Source organism: Pseudoalteromonas sp. S1610, from assembly GCF_005887465.1.
GTDB lineage: Bacteria > Pseudomonadota > Gammaproteobacteria > Enterobacterales > Alteromonadaceae > Pseudoalteromonas > Pseudoalteromonas undina.
The window spans coordinates 19,751-38,529 of record NZ_PNDI01000003.1 but is presented as its reverse complement, the minus strand read 5'-3'; the positions used below and the strand labels follow the sequence as shown (position 1 = coordinate 38,529).

The following is an 18,779-nucleotide window of genomic DNA, read 5'->3' as shown; positions in this document are numbered from 1 at the left end:
AATCGCGGCGCGAGGTTTGTAACCTAGTGGGCTAAGTCAAAACCGAGCAACAAAGAGTAAATCGCCCCTAGGCAGAACCCGAAGGGCTGCGCCTGTTTGGTATTGATGCTGCGTTATCGCCTATTTATGAGGAATAACCACACCACATAGGCTCTGCCTTGCCTAAATACCAAACAGACTGCTGCAAATTCAACCTTGAAAGGTCAACAGACCCTAGTATTTATAGGATAAATAACAATGAAAAAATCCTACGTTATTGTTTTAGTAATAATAGTTACCGGCTTGATGTGGTTTTTAGGTAAAGGCAATGCTAGTTATTCAGCTTCGCAAACAACAGCTAAAGAGCATAAAAAAACACCTGAATTTGTTGCTATGCCGGTAAAAAAAGAGGCATCAGCAGTTAAATCAAGCATAAAAAAAATGCCTAAAGAGCAGCATGAGTTTAATGAAGATATAGCTAAAGCAGCATCGGCGGTGGCGCAGCAATATCAACAAAACTTAGTATTCCCGCCTTATTCGCAACCTTTAACGGTATATGATGAAGACCGGCTAAAGCCAAATCAGTTTTTCCCGGTTACTAGCCCAGTAGGAGAGCAAGGCGGGGAGTTAACCTTAAGTTTATCTCAATATCGCTATGTCTATCCGCAAGCAATTGAATTAACCATAAGCGCACAAAATTTAGGTAAAGCACAGGTAACACTCAGTGATACGGATACTAAACAGCCGTTAAAAACACACAGTGGTGTTGCTCGAGGCAATGAACTTGTAATTACGTTTAAAGGTGAGGAAGACTATCCTCGCAATTTACAGTTATTAGTTGAAGCCAACATTGCGGGTAAAATGGTCCCTGTGGTGGCACAAATACAATATATGCCGCCTAGTGCAACCCTAACTAGCTTTGATAACGCATATCCACGTAATGATAATATGATAGTGCCTGCTAACTTAACAGTGATAAAAAGTGGCTTATATCGCCTAAGAGCTAACTTATACAGTGGTACTTCGCCATTAGCACATTTAGTTGCTAAAGCTCGTTTAAATGAGGGCAGCGAACAAATTGATTTTAAAGCGCATTGGTCTGTTTTGCCTAAGCAAACGAATGATTTGCGGTTGAGCGACTTTGTTATTGAACGTATGTCGCCAAGCCCAGGTGAGCGAAACAGCTTTGGGCAAAGTAAAGTGAGTGAGTTTACTATTGAAGATTTTGCTTACGATAGCTTACAGCAGCTGCCTTATCAGGCGAATAAACAAGAAATGCAGAGTTTAGAGTTTTTACAAGGATTAGCTGCCGGTAAGTAGCAGCATAGAGCAGAGTGAAGGGTTTGCATTACTGCAAACCCTTAAAAAATTAGCTTAAATTAATAGTAACCACGTCGGCTTGGTCTGTTTCATCTTGTTCAGGATTAACCGGCGCTTTTGGAATATCTGGTTTATCTAACGCGATATCTCCACCATCAATAACGTCACCGGTTTGCAGATTAGCAAAATCAAACAATTGGTTATCAGCTAAATGCGAAGGTACAACATTTTGCATGGCAGTAAAAATACTTTCTATACGCCCTGGGTGCTCTTTATTCCATTGTTCTAGCATGTTTTTAGTGTGCTTACGCTGTAAGTTTTCTTGTGAGCCACATAAGTTACACGGAATAATAGGGTAGCCTTGGCTAAATGCGTATTGGCTAATATCGGCTTCTTTACAATAAGCCAACGGGCGAATAACCATGTGCTCGCCGTTATCACTCATTAGTTTAGCTGGCATACTTTTGAGTTTTCCGCCGTAAAACATATTTAAAAACAAGGTTTCTATCATGTCATCGCGGTGATGACCTAAAGCTATTTTTGTGGCGCCTAGCTCTTTAGCCGTACGATATAAAATACCACGACGCAGACGAGAGCAAAGTGAGCACGTTGTTTTACCTTCAGGAATAATATCGGTAACAATACTGTAGGTATCTTCTTCGACAATTTTGTATTCAATATTTAAATTATCAAGGTATTCAGGCAGTACATGCTCAGGAAAGCCTGGTTGCTTTTGGTCAAGGTTAACCGCAAAAAGGTCAAACTTAATAGGGGCAACACGCTGTAAATGTTGCAGCATATCGAGCATAGTGTAACTGTCTTTTCCGCCAGATAAGCACACCATGATACGATCACCTTCTTCTATCATGTTAAAATCCATGACAGCTTGACCTGTGAGGCGGCGTAAACGCTTTTGAAGCTTATTTAAGTTGTGTTGAGCTTTGGCTTGAGCAGAATGAGACACTACGCCCCCTTATAAACAGTACGGCAAAATTAATTGCTAAAAATAAAGGGGCGTATTATATGCCATATGTAATATCACAGCTACAGCAAACGTTAACTTTCTGCGAGTGGACTTACATAGCCGTCAGGTTTCAATGCAAGTACATCACAATCGAGGCTGTCAATAACATGCTCAGCGGTGTTACCCACTAATGCAGCACTTAAGCCGGTACGTCCCACAGTGCCAATAACCACTAACTCACTATTTAAACGATTTGCAACATCCGGTATCACATCTTCTGGCAATCCCTCTTCAATAAAGCATTGATCAGAGGTTAGGTTAAACTCGTTAGCTAGTTCATTGGTTGATTCAATATGATGTTTTTTAACTGATTCATTGTAAAGCCCAGGGTTAAATTCTGGGATTTCTATCGCAATATTTACTGGTGTAGCAGGGTAGGCATTGACTAAGTTAAGTTTAGCATTAGCCAGTTCACATAAAAATTGTGCATCTTTAATTATGCGTTTATTAAGTGATAAGTGCTGCTCATTTTCACTGACTGCATTTACTGCAGCTAAAATATTCCCCTGTGCTGGCCATTGCATATCTTTGACAAATAAAACGGGCGTTGGGCATTTTCTTACTAAATGCCAGTCTGTAGGAGTAAAAATGACCGCTTTAAGCGTACCGTGTTGATGAGTACCTTTGATAACCAAGTCGTATTTATCATTGATAACGGTATTAATTATTGCCTCGTATGGGCGATTATGCCAAATAACTTGAGTATCAATATTAATATTTTGATAAGGAGAGATTAGATCTTTAAGCCATAGCTCGCGATCTTTGAGGACGGCTTGACGCATTGCTTCACGTTCATCGCCTGATAACATAGTGGTCATTTCGTAAGAAAAATCGTAAACCGTCATAAAGGCGGTAATGCTCGCACCCGATTTTTTGGCTAAATCTATTGAACGCGCGAGGGCATTTTGATCGTCTTTAGTTGGGTCAATAACCGCGATAATACGTTTAATCGTTTCCATTGTGCTACTCCATTCACTTAACAGTTATACATTCAGTGTAACGCAAATACACAACAGTTAAAGGGGGTAGCACTAAGATTATTGTTCTATATCAAGAAATAAAGTTTCTCTAATTTTAAAACTCTTTATCTTGTATAAAAGCATGTACGGCTTTATAAAAATTTAATTATTCTCAGGTTTTATCAAAGTGTTGTCTTCTACGGTGAATCCACTCGTTTTTTTCACAAAGCCCACTTCAGGTAGTAAGTTATAAACGTTATCTTTAATGGTAGAAAACAGATAACTCTTTCCACCTCTACTGAATAAGTTAATAAGATACCAATATTTTTTTTCAGGATAAACAGTCATATCAACGTTAATAAAGTGATTGTTATTGATATAAATGTCTTTTACGTATATATCATCTATTAGCTCGTCGGTTACATCTGACTGTATTCTAATGCCTCCCTTAGAACGTAAAATAGTATTGTGAGTAAAATAAATACTTCCCCAATTAAAAGGTTCCGTCACATTTTCTGGTTTATTAGGGTAAGCATTGAGGATAAACTTATCACTGTCTATAAAGGTATTAGCAATAATTTTTACGTTAGAGTAATAAGTAACTTCTATAGCAGTGCCTTTAGTTTTTTTAAAGGTATTATATTTTATTAAAGCTTTAGAAACAGGTTTTCTAGTGGCTAGTTTTAAGGAACCTTTTAGAGCTTCAAATACATTGCTTTCAATTGTAATATCATGTGTACCACCATAGTTTTCACTCCATGGGTGAGTTGTGGTCACTTGGGTAACATTTTTAAAATAGTTATTACTAATTTTTACTCTGAAAGAGTTGATAGGGGCATTATACGATGAACGCTTTGAGGAAGTTGCTCTTATTGCTGCATCGCCAAAATCAAAAAATTGATTGTGATGTATTGAAATATCTGCAGAACCTGCAAAGAGGATACCTTGCTCTCCCCAGTCGTAGTTAAGCGTGTCTTTAGTTAACCCTTCAAAAATAAAGCCATTAATTTCTATGAAGCGTGAATTATAAAAGGATAAAATATACTCTCCTTCAAATTGGTCACACTTTTTTAGTATAACGCCAGTATTAGCTGTAATAACAATATTGTTAAGATTTCTGACGATAATAGCTGAACATATATCGTAAACTCCTGGCTTGTCTATTTTAAGCTCAGAGTTTTCTGCAGTGTTTAAAATTAAGTCTTTTAGTGCTTGTGAGTCATCAATGCCATCATCGGGGATCATTGAGCTCGATGCTTGGCTACTAAATAAAATACTTAAAGAAAGAGTGATAAATAGAAATAAAGAATTAGGCATAAGATTGTCCTTCTATATAAGAGTTTAATAGGACGTAGTTACTTTTATATTAAAAAATGAGCCAGACAAGTAATTATTCTATTCATCGACTCTTAAAAGTGAATGGGTAATACCTCTACCCAAAGTGTTAGTAGAGATAGTGCATAATTGCAAATAATTACGCTCCAATTCAGGGGGAGATTAATTTTAAAATGAGAAGCTATTATTAACGTGGCTTTACAATCGCAGCTGTTTTTGCAAGCGCGTCATTATCTAAAATAGTAATAAACTTGCCTTCTACTTTAATTAAGTCAGCTTTTTGGAAACGACTTAACAAACGACTAATAGTTTCTACTGTTAAACCGAGGTAGTTGCCAATCTCACCGCGGGTCATGGTAAATCTAAATTCTTTACGTGAAAAACCACGCTCACCAAAACGCTCTGATAAATTATAAATAAAACTCGCTAGGCGTTCTTCGGCAGACTTTTTATTAAGTAATAGCAGCATTTCTTGGTCGTAGGTTATTTCACTACTCATTAAACGCATAATTTGCTGGCGAAGCTTGGGTAGTTTACCAGCGAGTTCGTCAAGTGTATCAAAGGGGATTTCACATACCATTGAGGTTTCTAGTGCTTGAGAAAAGCTTTGGTGCTGCATTTTATTAATGGCATCAAACCCAACAAGGTCGCCAGCTAAGTGAAAGCCGGTAATTTGTTCATCGCCTTGCTCAGACAAGGTATACGATTTAAATGATCCCGAACGAACCGCAAAAATTGCATTTAAAGGCGCGCCCGATTCAAATAAGTAGTCACCTTTGTGTAATGGTTTTTTTCGCTCAATGATCTCATCAAGTTTATCCATTTCTTGGCCATTTAAAGAAAATGGTAAACATAACTGGCTAATACTGCAGTTATTACAGCTAATGGCACAATTACCTTTAGCACGACTTTGAGAAAAATCCATAAGTTCAATCCGTTAAATTTCTATACACGACATTTTATAATGTTAATGCACTAGCTTATCTGTTGCAATGATCAGGAGGTAGATACCATACCAAATGATAACACTGCCTAATGTTATTCGTGTCCATGGGTGATTAAAAAGCGTATTTAGCTTTTGTGCAGCCATGCCTAAGGTGATCATGGCAGGAAATGTGCCTAGGGCAAATGCCAGCATAACTAAAGCACCATTAATGGCACTGCCACTGGTCATTGCCCAAGTAAGTGCAGAATATACTAAACCGCACGGTAACCAGCCCCATAACGCACCATAACCAAGCGCTTTTAGAGGCGAATCAATGGGCATTAAATACTTATTAAGTTTAATTAAGTGCTGCCAAATGAGGGTTTTACCTAGTTTTTCGAGCCACTGTAAGGTGGCGGCTAGGCGCATAATATAAACGCCAACCAGTAACATAAAAATACCGGCTAAAAATGACAAAAATAATGAAAAGGCAGAATTTTGCGTGGCAAACTGGCTACTAATACCCGCAACAAGGGCTCCTGCAAGCATATAACTCAAAGCTCGACCGCTGTTATAAGCTAGAGAATGTAACCACGTTTGACGTTTGTTGCTGGCAAGCTGTAACGAACTGGCAATACCGCCACACATAGCAATGCAATGGCCACTGCCAATTAAGCCCATTAAAAAAGCGCTAACAAAAACAGGGTCAATCATTACTTTTATTGTGCTGCTCTTTGTCGTCTTCAAACAAAATACTATGGCCTTGCTTGTTTAAATCAGAGAATTGCTCGCCTTTTACTGCCCAAAAAAATACGCCAATAGCAATTAATACAAACAAAATAGCGATAGGAACTAAAATATAAATTATGCTCATAACTTTAATAGCCTTAGTGAATTACATATCACAATAATAGAGCTGGCAGACATACCAATAACGGCCATCCATGGCGCAACTAAGCCCATAGCCGCTAGCGGTAATATAGAGCCATTATATAATAAAGAAAGCGCCAAGTTTTGCTTAATTATACGTCGTGTTTGTTTAGCAATAGTTAACAAATGCGAGATAGAAGCTAAGTCACTGTTTAGCAATACAACATCAGCACTATTTTTAGATATATCGGCACCGGTTTCCATGGCGATAGATAAATGGGCGCTGGCAAATACTGGGCTGTCGTTTACGCCATCACCAACCATAGCAACAATTTCACCTTGCGATGACCAGCGTTCAACTGCGACTTGTTTATCTTTTGGACTGCAGCTTGCAAGTACTGAATCAAGCTTTAATTTTTTAGCGACTTTGGCACCGGCATCAGATGCATCACCAGTCAGCATATGGCAATTTAGGTTGGCAGCCTTTAACGAGTTAATGAGCTTATCGGCATCAGCTTTAACTTTATCTACAAAGTAAAAGCGTGCAACGGCTTGCTTGTTTATGTAAAGCGTTGCTTGTGCGTTGGTTTTTTTTGTGTCAAACCAGCCACTTTTACCAATAGCGTAATGGGTATTATCGAACTGAGCGCTTATCCCAATGCCTGGGTGCAGTTGTACATCGTCAAATTTACGTTGCCCTTTAAACTCCTTAAATGCACTGGCAATAGGATGTTCAGAGTAACTTTCAAGCTGGGCTGCAATATCAAGAATTTGCTCTTTGCTGTAGTTATCATCAAGTATGTCAACCACGTCGAGGCTAAATTTACCTTGTGTAAGCGTACCTGTTTTGTCAAAGGCAAATAAAGTGAGCTTTGATAGGGTTTCTAGCACATGTGCTTGCTTAATTAGTATACCTTTGCGGGTTAAGGTTGCTACAGCACACGTTAATGCGGTGGGAATTGCTAAGCTTAATGCGCACGGGCAAGTGGCCACTAACACCGATATAGTGATCCAAAAAGCAACATCAGGGTCTACCTGGTACCAACCAATGGCGGTTAAAGAGGCAAACACCAATAATATAGCAACAAACCACTGCGCCACTTTGTCGGTAATTTCAACCAGTCTTGGGCGTTTTGTTAGGGCATTATGTTGCAGGCGAATAATTTGATTAAGTAGGGTGTTTTGGCCTAGTTTATTGATTTTTATTTCAATAATACCATCATGATTCACCGTACCCGCATACACATTATGATCAATATACTTTCGTACTGGTTGATGTTCGCCGGTCATCATAGACTCATCAACACTGGTACTGCCTTTAACCAATATGCCATCAGCAGGAATGGTTTCGCCAGCCTTTATTAACACAATATCGTTAAGTTTGAGTTTTTTGGCGGCAATGATGTGCTCATTACCTTGCTCATCGAGCGTACGTGCAGTAAGTGGTAACAACTTTTGCAAGTTGGCAGTGAATTCACTGGCCTTTAAACGCGCTCTAAATTCTAAGTATTTACCTAGTAAGAGTAAAAAGGTAAACATACAAATAGATTCAAAGTAAACTTCGCCTACTTCCATTACGGTGGCATAACAGCTGGCGGCATAAGCGCCAAAAATAGCCAATGATACTGGTAAGTCCATATTCAGCTGCTTTGCCTTTAAGCCGTTAATTGCGTTACTTAAAAAGGGAAGGGCGCTGTATAAAATGACTGGAGTGGCTAGAATTAAACTGATCCATCTAAAGTACTGTTCAAAATTGCTATCCATTCCAGAGAACATGCCGAAGTACATTGCAAAGGCAAACATCATTACTTGCATGGTCATCAAACCTGCAACACCAAGACGACGAATATATGCTTTGGCTGTTTGTTGCTTTTGCTGGGCTTCTAAGTCTGATTGGAAGGGGTAAGCTTTATAGCCTATTTCAGCCAATGAGGTGATTAGTTCACTTAAAGGCGTGGCACTTTTATCCCAGTGGATCATGGCACGATTTGTTGAGGTATTTACATCAACGCGTTTTACCGATTTAAGGTTCAATAATTGCTTTTCAATTAGCCAGGCACAGGCGGCGCAGGTTATACCTTCAACACTCAGTAATACCTCAGAGTTGTCGTTGTGCGTACTAATAAACTCATCTTGGATATCTTCATTGTCATAACTTTTAATAAAAGCGAGCTGTTCAGGGACAAGTTGCTCTACTTTGCCGGCACTTACGGTGCGGTATTTGTAGTAGTCGGTCATTCCTTGGTCAATGATGTTTTGAGCAACCGCTTGACAGCCAATGCAACACATTGGCTCAGCGGTATTGTCTATAATAACGTGTGCGTCAAACCCTGCTGGCACACTTTCAAGACAATGAAAGCAATTTTTAGACATACTAAATACTACTTATAATTAGGAGTAACTAAAACGGTGGCTGTGGTTGGTAAAGTAATACTTTCTTTCATTTTCCAACTAGCATCAACAGGCTCAATAAACACTGAGTAAGCACCAGGCGTGTAGCTTTCTAATAATGCAGTAAACTCTTGATTAGCATTTGGAGTGAGGGTAGCTTCAAAATCATGAGCTTTTATAGTGCGATGAAAAAACGATAATTTTAGCGCGTGAATATTACTGGTATCGCCTTTAGTAAATTTAAAGCTTACTCGCTCATCAGATACATTTAGGTCACCATGTAAATACAAGGCTTTTGCTTTATCAAACTTGATCAGCTCTAAGTTGATTGCTTTGCCTTTTTTATAGTAATCGTCCACAACCATATCTGGGCCGTTACCAATGGCTGTAATAAATAAACTAATGCAGCCAATAATTGCAGCTAATGGAAAGAAGATTAAAAACCAAGGCCAAAAATTTTTATACCACGGAGTCGGTTGCATAGTCGCTCTAAAATTAATTAATGTGCGGCTATATTATAATAAATAGAACGAAAAGACTAAAAAAAAGCCTCCGAGTGGAGGCTTTTTTGATCTGTATTAATCTATTGAAATAAAAAGATTAAAACTGAAACGTTTTGTTAACTTTATCGTTATTTATCTTGCGATAAGCTGTAAACGTAAGCAGTTAATAGGTGAATTTTATCTTCGCCTAAAATCTCTTTCCAAGCAGGCATTACACCAGCACGGCCATGGTTAAGTGTTTCTTCAACTGCACGTTGAGAACCACCGTACAACCAAATGTTATCAGTTAGATTTGGTGCACCAAACGGTAAGTTGTGTGCAACTGAACCTTTACCATCTGCACCATGACATGCTGCACACATCGCGAATTTCGCTTTACCTGCATCTGCATCTTTTTGGTTAACAGTACGACCAGATAGGCTAAGTACATAAGCTGTCATTTCTTTAACGCCTTGCTCGCCTAATGCATCACCCCAAGGTGGCATTGCTGCAACACGGCCTAAAAGTAATGTTTCTCTGATTTTGTCAGGTGTACCACCGTATAACCAATCTTTATCTGTTAGGTTAGGGAAGCCAGTACCACCTCGAGCATCAGAGCCATGACACTGTGCACAGTTTTGAGCAAATAAGCGCTGACCAATTTCAACCGCTAGTTGACCTTGCGTTTGCTCATGCTTAGTACCGTTCTCTAGTGCTACTTGTTGTGCTGCATCACCAGCAAACTTAGACTCTACTAAATCAGTAACAGGGATTTGTGCCAATTCATTGAAAATTGGGCCAAAACGCTCTTCAGCAGCGCGATATTCTGCATCTAGCTTTACAAAGCGGCCATCTTCTTTAGCATCAATGACTGCTTCTTTCGATTCAGTTAAAGAAGTAACACCTTGGTTTGAGCTGGTCCACTTTGCTAAGCCTTCCCAGTTACCTAAACCTGGGTATGCTGCTAAGTAATAAACAGACCATACAAACGTTGCGAAGAACATGTAAGTCCACCATTTTGGTAGTGGATTGTTTAATTCTTCAATGCCGTCAAACTCATGTCCACAGCTTTCACCTTCTTTTACACCTACATAGTTTTTTAAGTTCCAAACTAGTAGACCAAAGATAATGATTAAGCATGCAAGGGTTAATACAATAACCCATATACTCCAAAAGCTAGTCATTTCTCAGACCCCTTTTCCTCGTTAGAGAGTGTATTGTTGTGTTTTTTTTCATCTTCAAATATGACATTAGCAGCGTCTTTAAAACGACTTTTACTACGCTTGCTATATGCCCATCCAACAATCACAATAAATAATACTAAAATTACCAGAGTCAAAATGCCTCTGTATGTCCCGTAGTCCATAATAATCTACTTCAAATGTGTGCCAAGTTGTTGCAAATAAGCAATAAGGGCTTGCATTTCTGTTGCACCTTTACCGTCATTCATTGCGTCAACTTTAGCAATGTCAGCGATTAATTCCTCGTCACTGCCATAACCTAAACCCGGGTGTTTTGGGTTTTCTGGGTTAATAGCAAACGTGTCACGGAAAATTTGTAGCTTTTTCAGAGTTAAGCTTGTATCAAGCGTGTTCTCTGCTAACCAAGGGAAGCCTGGCATATTCGACTCAGGAACCACGGCGCGTGGGTCAACTAAGTGAGCATAATGCCAATCATCTGAGTAACGCTTACCTACACGTGCAAGGTCAGGACCAGTACGTTTAGAACCCCAAAGGAAAGGGTGATCCCATACTGACTCGCCCGCTACAGAGTAGTGACCATAGCGCTCAACTTCATCACGAAATGGACGGATCATCTGTGAGTGACAGTTAGCGCAACCTTCACGCACATAAATGTCACGACCTTCAAACTCTAGCGCATTTAACGGGCGTAACCCATCAACTGGTTTAGTTGTGTCGTCTTGGAACATTAGCGGAGTAATTTCTACCAATGCACCAAAGCTGATTGCGAAAACAGTCAAGATGGCCATAAGGCCGATATTTTTCTCGATAATTTCGTGTTTATTTTGCGAATTTTTATTGCTCATTATCTGACTCCGTTATGCTAACTGCGCTTGTTCATCAAGTTCTAGCGAGTTATTTTTCGCTGAAACTGTACGATAAACGTTATAAGCCATAACCAGCATACCTGTAACGATGAATACACCGCCTAAGAAACGCATAACATAGAAAGGATGAGAGGCTTCTAACGACTGAACAAAGCTGTACATTAATGTACCGTCAGAGTTAACTGCACGCCACATTAGGCCTTGCATTACACCTGAAATCCACATTGCAACAATGTATAAAACAACACCCACAGTGTGTAACCAGAAGTGTGTATTGATTAATTTAATGCTGTACATACGACCTTGCGAGAATAACGCAGGAATAAGGTGGTAGATAGCACCGATAGAAATCATTGCAACCCAACCTAATGCACCTGAGTGTACGTGACCTACAGTCCAATCTGTGTAGTGCGATAACGCATTTACAGATTTAATTGCCATCATTGGGCCTTCAAATGTCGACATACCGTAGAAAGACAATGAAACAACTAAGAAACGAAGTACCGGATCAGTACGTAGCTTATGCCATGCACCTGAAAGCGTCATAATACCGTTGATCATACCACCCCAAGACGGTACAAATAAGATAATAGACATCACCATACCTAAGCTTTGCGTCCAATCAGGAAGCGCAGTGTAGTGAAGGTGGTGAGGGCCTGCCCAAATGTAAAGCGAGATAAGAGCCCAAAAGTGAACAACCGATAAACGGTATGAGTAAACTGGACGACCTGCTTGCTTTGGTACAAAGTAATACATCATACCTAAGAAACCAGCAGTAAGAAGGAAACCTACAGCGTTGTGTCCGTACCACCACTGAACCATTGCATCAACCGCACCAGCGTAAATTGAGTATGATTTAGTTAGTGAGACAGGAACAGCCATGCTGTTAACAATATGAAGTACTGCAACAGTAATAATGAAACCAGCATAGAACCAGTTAGCTACATAAATATGAGCCACTTTACGTTTAGCAATAGTGCCCATAAATACAACAGCGTACGTTACCCAAACAACAGCAATTAAGATATCGATAGGCCACTCAAGTTCTGCATACTCTTTAGAACTTGAAATACCCATAGGTAGAGTAATTGCTGCTAGAACAATCACTAACTGCCAACCCCAAAAGGTGAAGGCGGCTAATTTATCTGAAAGAAGGCGCGTTTGACATGTGCGTTGTACGACGTAATAAGACGTCGCAAAAAGAGCACTTGTACCAAATGCGAAAATTACTGCGTTCGTGTGTAACGGACGAAGTCGAGAGTAAGTTAACCATGGTGTGTCAAAGTTAAGTGCTGGCCAAGCTAGTTGGGCAGCAATCAGAACCCCAATACCCATGCCAACGATGCCCCAAATCACTGTCATAATAGCGAATTGGCGTACAACTTTATAATTGTACTCAGTTTGTGATGCTACTGTTTGGCTCATTTTCTGGCTTCCGCTGCAATAAATGCGTTTAGAAATGAATTACCTACTTGTTAAAGTAGGACCTACTATTATTCCAAAGTATACTATCCAAACCCCACAATATGTGGTTGTTAAAGATAATAATCTCAAGAAATACTTGTTTTTTTTGCGGTTGAAATGATAAATTTTTTGGCCTTAAAAAGATAGGTCAATTGCGTAATAATATGACATCAATCAAACTTTATTGAGTTGCTGTCTATTTTTTGAGGTGATTTGTACCTTACTCACTCATTAAAGCCGATAATCAACCAACTTGCCCTAAATGTTGGGCCCATACATTAGATATTTGAGAACCTGCATGTATATATATAGAGTATGCTTACTTTCTTTTCTATTATTTTTACTAGGTTGTGACTTTTCTGGATCAACATCAACAGCAAAAGTAAGCCAATCGCAAACCGAGTGTAAAAATAACAAACCATGTCATTTTGAAAATCAAGTTAAGGTTTGGTTAAGCGAAGAAATCTTATCACCAGAGACATCGTTTTCAATTTATGCTCACTTACCTAATGATCTAACAATAACAGCGGCTAAATTGGAGGGGGTAACTATGTATATGGGTTACATTCCATTGCAGTTTATCGAGCAAGGGAATATTTGGTTGGCCGATACTATGGTTGGGATTTGCTCAGAGCAAAATATGGTGTGGAAGCTTGTACTTACTACTAGCAATAAAAATACTGGCATAAGTAGTAATGTTGATTACTATTTTAACGTCACTTATTGAAAGTTTTTACTATGGTGTAGTTTTTCAACTACGCTATTTCCGTATAACTCTAGTGGCAAAGCCAATTGTCCTTTACCTAACATGTAGTAGTTACCTGAAACTGAAGCACGTCTGTTAGTGTAAGTATTTTAACTTAATAAATAAGTATCCCTTTTACACATCTACTTGCTTTAAAGATTATAGCCATCCTTTATTACTCACAAATACATTTATAAAGCCCTCGTCGATTTAACAGCTGTTTTTTATTAATGTGTAGTGAGCTCGTAATCCACTATAAGCATAAAATTTACCTGGTTAAAGCATATAGCAAAATTATTCAGACTAAATAAACAATCTACTTGCATAAATATGGTTAGTAATTAACACCTAGTTTTACCGTTTTAATAACGATCTGTGATTAACATGTTAATTTTCCTGTTTAGGGCACATTACCCTGATAATTACATTTGATTACAAACTCAACATATTTGATTTCACGTGTGTTTTTTATGTGATTAAGATTGCTTTAGCAATTGATTTTTAAGTGTTTTTATTAATTAACAATGAAACAATGGTTAACAACTGTACCTTTTTTATGTACATTCAAATAAGGGTGATCTTTTATTGCTCTGTTGTTAAGTTTTCATTCAGTTAAGGGCGCCTAAGTTGCTCCCGCTCACTCAAAAATCTCATAAAAGTGAGTGTTGCCAATTTAGGTAAATTCAACAAGTAGGGTTCATTCATGAAAAAATCAACTCTTGGTTTAGCTGTTATTGCAGCAATCCCAATGTTCTCAAGTGTTCAGGTTTTAGCTGCAGACGAAGCAGCAAAGTCAATTGAAAAAATTCAAGTAACGGGTTCTCGTATCAAGCGTTCAGATATGGAAAACGCAAGCCCTGTTACACTTATCGGTGCAGACGACATCAAAGCAATGGGCGCTACAAGTATTGATAGCGTATTACAGAAAATGACCGCTACAGGCGGTGCAATGACAAACCCAGGCGTTAATAATGGTTCTGGTGGTAATGCCCGCATAGACCTTCGCGGTCTGGGTTCAAGTCGTACTCTAGTACTTGTAAACGGTCGTCGCATGATTGCATCGGGTACTGGTGCTGCATCAACTGTTGACTTAAATACAATCCCTGTTTCTATGATCAAATCAGTGGAAGTACTAAAAGATGGCGCTTCTGCAGTTTATGGTACTGATGCAGTTGCTGGCGTAGTAAATATTATCCTAAAAGATAATTTTGAAGGCCTAGACATGAATGTTAATTCAGCAATTACTGGTGAAGGTGACGCAACAGAGAACTCAATTGATTTCACTGTTGGTAGCTCATTCGATAAAGGTAACATTGTTATCGGCATGCAATACACTGATCGTGGTAAAGCATCTCAAGCTGATCGTGATTTCTCAAACTGCCCAATTGCTGAAGGTGCTAACGGTTTATATTGCACTGGTTCTTCATACAATGAAGGTGGTCATATCTGGAATGGTACAAGCGAGAAAGGGACTATCCTTGATGCTAAAGGTGAAGAAATACAAGTATCTCTAATCAATGATAATGGTGTAACAGGACGTGGTGGCGATTACCATCGTTATACTAATGAAGATGCTTATAACTATTCACCAGCAAGCTACCTTTACACGCCAATGGAGCGTTTAAACTTAACAGGTATCGCTACATACGAACTATCTGATGACACGAGCGTATTTGCTGAGTTTACTTATACTAAGCGTTGGTCAGAGCAACAGATGGCACCACAGCCAGTTTGGTTTGATTTTGAGTACGACACTGCGACTATGGGTAACTCATTATTAAGTCAAAGCTATGATAAGCGTGTTGATTTAGATGGTGACGGCTATTTAGATAAAGATGCTGATGGTAATTACATCACACAAGAAACGAATTACGTAAATGGTGATGCAATTTCTTACGGCCGTCGTATGTCTGACACTGGCGCGCGTTACTTTGAACAATCAGTTGATACTGTTCGTGCAGTAGTTGGTGCTGAAGGTTTTGTTGGTGATTACTCTTGGGACGTGTCAGCGAACTTCGGCCGTAATGACTCTGTTGACAAGCTAAGCAACTTACACAATATGGGTGCTATTCAAGATCAAATCCTTGAAGGTAAATTTAACCCACTTGATCAATCAGCTTGGGTTTCTGAAGATTTCCGCAAAAATGTGTACACTGAAGTTAATAACGGCGGAAGCCAGCTGTTTATTCTTTCAGCATCTGTATCGGGTGAGTTATTCGAATTACCAGCAGGTTACTCTGCATTTGCTGCAGGCATAGAGCGTCGTCAAGAAAAAGCATGGTTTACACCTGACTCTTTAACTGCACAAGGCCTTGCAAACGACCCTATGGTTGAGCCAACAGCCGGCGGTTTTGACGTAAACGAAGCTTATGTTGAATTTGCTATACCTCTACTAGCAGATGCTCCTCTTGCACAAAATGTTGAATTAAGTGCAGCTATTCGTGCATTTGATTACAGCACATTTGGTTCAGATGAGACTTGGAAACTAGGTCTTACTTGGAAAGTAAATGATGAACTAATGCTACGTAGCGTCGTTTCAACAGCATTCCGTGCGCCAACGGTTTCTGAGTTGTACTCTGGCAATTCACCATCGTTTGACCAAATTGATTATCCAGGTGCTCAAGACCAAGCAGAAGTAACTGTGGGTGGTAATGATTCACTTACTCCTGAAGAAGCAGATACTTTAACTGCTGGTGTCGTATACGAGCCACAATGGCTTGACGGCTTCTCAATGACGCTTGATTACTATGAAATCGATATTGAAAATGCAATCACTAAAGTAGATAGCCAATATATTGTTGATCAGTGTTTAAATAATGGTGCAAATGCTAGCACTGCACTTTGTCAGTCAGCAGGCGTATCTATGGATGCAACTGGCCGTGTTAAATTCAATAATCAATTACAAAACGTTGGTTCTGAAAAAACATCTGGGGTTGATTTAAATCTTGCATACAGCTTTGAAGCGGCTGGCCTGAACTGGAAAACAAGCTTAGACACAACTTACTTAGATGAATATGTTGTAGAAGTTACTGGTGACCCAGTTGACTATGCAGGTATTATTACATCAGGAACGGGTGGATATGCTGACTTTAAATCTAACTTAACTGTAAGTGTTGCAGGCGATAACTGGGATGCACAATACCAAGCTCGTTACATAGCTGGTATGGATAGCTTCGCATGTATCGGAAAAGAAGATTCTTGTTATGCACCAAGCACTCCAACAGTAGTTTACCATGATATCAGCGGTAATTACTTAGTGAATGACACAGTAACTTTATCTGCAGGTGTAAACAACTTGTTTGATAAGCAACCTCCTTACTACACAGGTAATAACGATTCAAATACTGACCCGTACACATACGATGTACTAGGTCGTCGTTTCTTCGCAGGTGTAAACGTTAAATTCTAATTTTAACTAATTAGAACCATTAAAAGGCCTAGTATTTACTAGGCCTTTTTTGTTGAACAAAATTAAAGAGGCACGTAAACTCAGGTAGATAACCAAAGGAGGCATCATTGTTAAAGCAAGACGAAAATTTATCGTTTGTTATTGAACCGCAATTATCACCGCGTGCAGAGCAGCGTCTCGATCTTTATTTTTCCATCCCAAATGAAATGGGTATTAATGCTCAAACCCTTAGCGAAGAGTCTTACTTTAATAACCAATTTAAATCTTTTGTAGCCTACAACGCTAATAATATTCATCTTCCATTGGTACGAAGCCGCTTTGTGAGTAAAAACAAAGGGGAGCAACAAGATTACCGACAAAATCTAAATTTATATTGTTACCAAGTACGCCTTGCTATTGATGCTGATATTAAAGATGCGTTAAAAATTCAAGAGAGCGATGAGTTTTATCAACGGGCTATGGAGCTTTGCGAGCAAAGCCAAAGTCTACTTCGAAAACTCAGACGTTACACCCCTGATAACGAAAAGCTGATCCCGTTTTATACCAATGCTGATAACTACCTAAGCTGGCAGATTGAACAAACGTTTTTAAAGCTGCTTGATGAAGGGCCGCGTAGTAGCGATCACGCTAAAGAGCGAAATGACTTATTAAACTTTTGTAAGTCAGAGAGTGAGTACCGGGCAGAGCAACAATATAATTCTGACTCGACACTTAAAGATGCCAACAGAATTACCAATAAAATGCGCCTATTACAGCGTTTAATAGAGCATGGAGTGATTTTACAGCGCCAAACACGCTATCTTAATAGTTATTTAAAACGTTTGGTAAAAGGCTCTGTAACGGCTGTTATAATGGCCTTTGTGATGGTAGTAATACTCAATGCGCGTTCTACCTTTACTGAAATAACCGCTTCATTGATTTTAATTTTAGGGGTTATTTACGGGCTGAGAGAAATATTTAAAGAAGATATTACCCGTATTATTTGGCGTGCTATTGTGCGGGGACGTCCAAAATGGCGCTTTATTTTTAAAAACAGTATTACAAAAGATAAAGTAGCCAGTCAGTTTATTTGGTTAGAATACACGCGGTTTAAAAAAATCCCTAAAGAAGTGAGGAAAATTTTCTCTAAGCGTCGTCAGCAAAATAAACAGGCGGCGCAATGGCTGCATTTTGCTAGTGAAACGCGGGTCAGTGCTAAAGAATTTTTGCCAGGCTACGATAGCTTACAGCAAACACTGCAATTTAATCTTGCACCGTTTGCACGTTATTTAAAAAAGGGGGAAGGGAAGCTCTACCATTTAGAAAATAATAAAATTTCTAAGCAGGGAGTGGAAAGACGCTACCAATTAAATATGGTATTGGTTTTAACCGAATCTGATAATGCGCTGTATCAACGCTATAAAATCACTTTAAATCGCAGTAAAATTGTTAATATAGAGCTAATTTACACCAGTGACACTAAAAAAGAGGAATAACACCGGTTATTCCTTTATTACCCTTATTTATCCGTTAGCCCTTTTTTGCTGTATAGCGTTACTTTGTCTGATACTAAGGTAATTTCGATGTTTTTAGCGTCATTACCCCAAGTACAACTAGTATGCAGTGTTTTTTCTACACAATTATCAGCACTGCCTAAAAGAGCTTCAACTTCTGTTTTGTCCATACCAATTTTAATCTTTTCATAATTTTCTAAGTTTACTTTTGAACAAGCAGCAAGACTCAGTGCCGCTGCAATAATAAGTAATTTTTTCATTGTTATTTTCCTTTGATTGGGGTCTGTTGATCTTCCAAGGTTAAATTTGCAAAGG

At 39.0% G+C, this 18,779-nt stretch carries 17 protein-coding genes; 4 read left to right on the top strand and 13 right to left on the bottom strand.

The window, feature by feature from the left end; genetic code table 11:
• Positions 1-237: 237 nt before the first annotated feature.
• Complete coding sequence (locus CWB77_RS02480) at positions 238-1,299, top strand: hypothetical protein (RefSeq protein WP_138621195.1); 1,062 nt, start codon at positions 238-240, stop codon at positions 1,297-1,299.
• A gap of 49 nt (positions 1,300-1,348) precedes the next feature.
• Here CWB77_RS02480 and ttcA read toward each other — a convergent pair whose 3' ends face one another.
• The 12 genes from ttcA to ccoN all read right to left on the bottom strand — a co-directional run bounded on the left by ttcA (position 1,349) and on the right by ccoN (position 12,778).
• Complete coding sequence (gene ttcA / locus CWB77_RS02475; protein WP_010389587.1) at positions 1,349-2,263, bottom strand: tRNA 2-thiocytidine(32) synthetase TtcA; 915 nt, start codon at positions 2,261-2,263, stop codon at positions 1,349-1,351.
• 92 nt (positions 2,264-2,355) lie between these two features.
• Positions 2,356-3,282: a universal stress protein UspE gene (uspE, locus tag CWB77_RS02470; RefSeq protein ID WP_033102686.1), complete on the bottom strand. Its 927-nt coding sequence runs from the start codon at positions 3,280-3,282 to the stop codon at positions 2,356-2,358.
• Positions 3,283-3,444: 162 nt separating this feature from the next.
• Positions 3,445-4,599 (bottom strand): right-handed parallel beta-helix repeat-containing protein, encoded by a 1,155-nt coding sequence (locus tag CWB77_RS02465; protein WP_138621193.1) that lies wholly within the window; start codon positions 4,597-4,599, stop codon positions 3,445-3,447.
• Positions 4,600-4,804: 205 nt separating this feature from the next.
• Positions 4,805-5,542, bottom strand: a complete 738-nt coding sequence (locus CWB77_RS02460; RefSeq protein ID WP_010389589.1) for an FNR family transcription factor — start codon at positions 5,540-5,542, stop codon at positions 4,805-4,807.
• Positions 5,543-5,584: 42 nt separating this feature from the next.
• Complete coding sequence (locus tag CWB77_RS02455; protein WP_138621191.1) at positions 5,585-6,256, bottom strand: sulfite exporter TauE/SafE family protein; 672 nt, start codon at positions 6,254-6,256, stop codon at positions 5,585-5,587.
• Positions 6,249-6,416: a cbb3-type cytochrome oxidase assembly protein CcoS gene (ccoS, locus tag CWB77_RS02450; RefSeq protein WP_008109812.1), complete on the bottom strand. Its 168-nt coding sequence runs from the start codon at positions 6,414-6,416 to the stop codon at positions 6,249-6,251. The genes CWB77_RS02455 and ccoS overlap by 8 nt, the downstream gene beginning before the upstream one ends.
• On the bottom strand, positions 6,413-8,785 hold the full coding sequence (locus tag CWB77_RS02445) for a heavy metal translocating P-type ATPase (RefSeq protein ID WP_138621189.1): 2,373 nt from the start codon (positions 8,783-8,785) through the stop codon (positions 6,413-6,415). Before CWB77_RS02445 ends, ccoS begins: the two co-directional genes overlap by 4 nt.
• An 8-nt stretch (positions 8,786-8,793) precedes the next feature.
• Positions 8,794-9,285 (bottom strand): FixH family protein, encoded by a 492-nt coding sequence (locus tag CWB77_RS02440; protein WP_010389596.1) that lies wholly within the window; start codon positions 9,283-9,285, stop codon positions 8,794-8,796.
• Between the two features lie 149 nt (positions 9,286-9,434).
• The gene (gene ccoP, locus CWB77_RS02435; RefSeq protein ID WP_010389597.1) at positions 9,435-10,469 is read right to left on the bottom strand and encodes a cytochrome-c oxidase, cbb3-type subunit III; all 1,035 of its coding nucleotides are present in this window, start codon (positions 10,467-10,469) and stop codon (positions 9,435-9,437) included.
• The gene (locus CWB77_RS02430) at positions 10,466-10,651 is read right to left on the bottom strand and encodes a cbb3-type cytochrome oxidase subunit 3 (protein ID WP_010389598.1); all 186 of its coding nucleotides are present in this window, start codon (positions 10,649-10,651) and stop codon (positions 10,466-10,468) included. Before CWB77_RS02430 ends, ccoP begins: the two co-directional genes overlap by 4 nt.
• A gap of 6 nt (positions 10,652-10,657) precedes the next feature.
• Positions 10,658-11,332 (bottom strand): cytochrome-c oxidase, cbb3-type subunit II, encoded by a 675-nt coding sequence (gene ccoO, locus CWB77_RS02425; protein WP_008109817.1) that lies wholly within the window; start codon positions 11,330-11,332, stop codon positions 10,658-10,660.
• 12 nt (positions 11,333-11,344) lie between these two features.
• The gene (ccoN, locus tag CWB77_RS02420; protein WP_010389600.1) at positions 11,345-12,778 is read right to left on the bottom strand and encodes a cytochrome-c oxidase, cbb3-type subunit I; all 1,434 of its coding nucleotides are present in this window, start codon (positions 12,776-12,778) and stop codon (positions 11,345-11,347) included.
• A gap of 337 nt (positions 12,779-13,115) precedes the next feature.
• Between ccoN and CWB77_RS02415 the strand changes: the two genes are divergently transcribed.
• The 3 genes from CWB77_RS02415 to CWB77_RS02405 all read left to right on the top strand — a co-directional run bounded on the left by CWB77_RS02415 (position 13,116) and on the right by CWB77_RS02405 (position 18,446).
• The gene (locus CWB77_RS02415) at positions 13,116-13,544 is read left to right on the top strand and encodes a hypothetical protein (protein WP_138621187.1); all 429 of its coding nucleotides are present in this window, start codon (positions 13,116-13,118) and stop codon (positions 13,542-13,544) included.
• A 721-nt stretch (positions 13,545-14,265) separates the two neighbouring features.
• Positions 14,266-16,971, top strand: a complete 2,706-nt coding sequence (locus CWB77_RS02410) for a TonB-dependent receptor (RefSeq protein ID WP_138621185.1) — start codon at positions 14,266-14,268, stop codon at positions 16,969-16,971.
• Positions 16,972-17,078: 107 nt separating this feature from the next.
• Entirely contained in the window at positions 17,079-18,446 is a 1,368-nt protein-coding gene (locus CWB77_RS02405; RefSeq protein WP_010389605.1) for a hypothetical protein, read from the top strand.
• A 23-nt stretch (positions 18,447-18,469) separates the two neighbouring features.
• On the opposite strand, the gene CWB77_RS02400 is transcribed toward CWB77_RS02405, so the two are convergent.
• Entirely contained in the window at positions 18,470-18,724 is a 255-nt protein-coding gene (locus CWB77_RS02400; RefSeq protein WP_036983007.1) for a lipoprotein, read from the bottom strand.
• Positions 18,725-18,779: the final 55 nt, after the last annotated feature.

Excerpts from the sequence above, each read along its gene's own strand:
- CWB77_RS02480 (WP_138621195.1), top strand. The coding sequence starts at position 238 with ATGAAAAAATCCTACGTTATTGTTTTAGTAATAATAGTTACCGGCTTG.
- uspE (WP_033102686.1), bottom strand. The coding sequence starts at position 3,282 with ATGGAAACGATTAAACGTATTATCGCGGTTATTGACCCAACTAAAGAC.
- CWB77_RS02465 (WP_138621193.1), bottom strand. The coding sequence starts at position 4,599 with ATGCCTAATTCTTTATTTCTATTTATCACTCTTTCTTTAAGTATTTTA.
- CWB77_RS02460 (WP_010389589.1), bottom strand. The coding sequence starts at position 5,542 with ATGGATTTTTCTCAAAGTCGTGCTAAAGGTAATTGTGCCATTAGCTGT.
- CWB77_RS02455 (WP_138621191.1), bottom strand. The coding sequence starts at position 6,256 with ATGATTGACCCTGTTTTTGTTAGCGCTTTTTTAATGGGCTTAATTGGC.
- ccoS (WP_008109812.1), bottom strand. The coding sequence starts at position 6,416 with ATGAGCATAATTTATATTTTAGTTCCTATCGCTATTTTGTTTGTATTA.
- CWB77_RS02445 (WP_138621189.1), bottom strand. The coding sequence starts at position 8,785 with ATGTCTAAAAATTGCTTTCATTGTCTTGAAAGTGTGCCAGCAGGGTTT.
- CWB77_RS02440 (WP_010389596.1), bottom strand. The coding sequence starts at position 9,285 with ATGCAACCGACTCCGTGGTATAAAAATTTTTGGCCTTGGTTTTTAATC.
- ccoP (WP_010389597.1), bottom strand. The coding sequence starts at position 10,469 with ATGACTAGCTTTTGGAGTATATGGGTTATTGTATTAACCCTTGCATGC.
- CWB77_RS02430 (WP_010389598.1), bottom strand. The coding sequence starts at position 10,651 with ATGGACTACGGGACATACAGAGGCATTTTGACTCTGGTAATTTTAGTA.
- ccoO (WP_008109817.1), bottom strand. The coding sequence starts at position 11,332 with ATGAGCAATAAAAATTCGCAAAATAAACACGAAATTATCGAGAAAAAT.
- ccoN (WP_010389600.1), bottom strand. The coding sequence starts at position 12,778 with ATGAGCCAAACAGTAGCATCACAAACTGAGTACAATTATAAAGTTGTA.
- CWB77_RS02415 (WP_138621187.1), top strand. The coding sequence starts at position 13,116 with ATGTATATATATAGAGTATGCTTACTTTCTTTTCTATTATTTTTACTA.
- CWB77_RS02410 (WP_138621185.1), top strand. The coding sequence starts at position 14,266 with ATGAAAAAATCAACTCTTGGTTTAGCTGTTATTGCAGCAATCCCAATG.
- CWB77_RS02400 (WP_036983007.1), bottom strand. The coding sequence starts at position 18,724 with ATGAAAAAATTACTTATTATTGCAGCGGCACTGAGTCTTGCTGCTTGT.